This is a genomic window from Pseudoalteromonas sp. S16_S37, assembly GCF_014694405.1.
GTDB lineage: Bacteria > Pseudomonadota > Gammaproteobacteria > Enterobacterales > Alteromonadaceae > Pseudoalteromonas.
The window spans coordinates 1-1,374 of record NZ_JAAUWV010000142.1; the positions used below are offsets into that span (position 1 = coordinate 1).

Consider the following 1,374-nt stretch of genomic DNA (forward strand, 5'->3'; position numbering starts at 1 on the left):
TTAGCATCTACTTTAGTATTCAATATTAACTTCTGGCGAAGTTGAAATCAGTCTTTGAATATACAATGTCAAACTAGATATTTTTCAATGATTTTGTTTTTTAGACAAGGCGTTTAATATTTTTATCGACGGGAGCATAACGTGTTATGTGACCAAGTAAAAATGTTGAAGAACGCAGTATGAAACACAAAAGCGAAGAAAAACTACTTTGGGTTGTATGGTTAAGTGACTAAGCGTACACGGTGGATGCCTTGGCAGTTGGAGGCGATGAAGGACGTACTAACTTGCGATAAGCCTAGTTGAGCCAGTAAGAGGCGCTTGAGACTAGGATTTCCGAATGGGGAAACCCACCTGTTTACAGGTATCATATGGTGAATACATAGCCATATGAGGCAAACGCGGAGAACTGAAACATCTAAGTACCCGTAGGAAAAGAAATCAACCGAGATTCCGAAAGTAGCGGCGAGCGAAATCGGACCAGCCCTTAAGCTTTAGTGTAGTTAGTGGAACATTCTGGAAAGTATGACGATACAGGGTGATAGTCCCGTACACAAAAACTTATCTAAAGTGAAATCGAGTAGGACGGGGCACGTGAAACCTTGTCTGAATATGGGGGGACCATCCTCCAAGGCTAAATACTCCCAACTGACCGATAGTGAACCAGTACCGTGAGGGAAAGGCGAAAAGAACCCCTGTGAGGGGAGTGAAATAGAACCTGAAACCGTGTACGTACAAGCAGTAGGAGCACCTTCGTGGTGTGACTGCGTACCTTTTGTATAATGGGTCAGCGACTTATATTTTGTAGCGAGGTTAACCGAATAGGGTAGCCGTAGCGAAAGCGAGTCTTAACTGGGCGCTTAGTTGCAAGGTATAGACCCGAAACCCGGTGATCTAGCCATGGGCAGGTTGAAGGTTGAGTAACATCAACTGGAGGACCGAACCCACTAACGTTGAAAAGTTAGGGGATGACCTGTGGCTAGGAGTGAAAGGCTAATCAAACCGGGAGATAGCTGGTTCTCCCCGAAATCTATTTAGGTAGAGCCTCGGACGAATACTTACGGGGGTAGAGCACTGTTAAGGCTAGGGGGTCATCCCGACTTACCAACCCTTTGCAAACTCCGAATACCGTAAAGTAATATCCGGGAGACACACGGCGGGTGCTAACGTCCGTCGTGAAGAGGGAAACAACCCAGACCGCCAGCTAAGGTCCCAAAGTGTATGTTAAGTGGGAAACGATGTGGGAAGGCTAAAACAGCTAGGAGGTTGGCTTAGAAGCAGCCACCCTTTAAAGAAAGCGTAATAGCTCACTAGTCGAGTCGGCCTGCGCGGAAGATGTAACGGGGCTAAACATACCACCGAAGCTGCGGCTGCGAA

The 1,374-nt window shown here is 46.5% G+C and carries 1 rRNA gene; it reads left to right on the plus strand.

From position 1 onward, the window contains the following. Nucleotides 1–219 precede the first annotated feature (219 nt). Nucleotides 220–1,374: ribosomal RNA gene (locus HC733_RS22230) — 23S ribosomal RNA — on the plus strand; the annotation flags it as partial.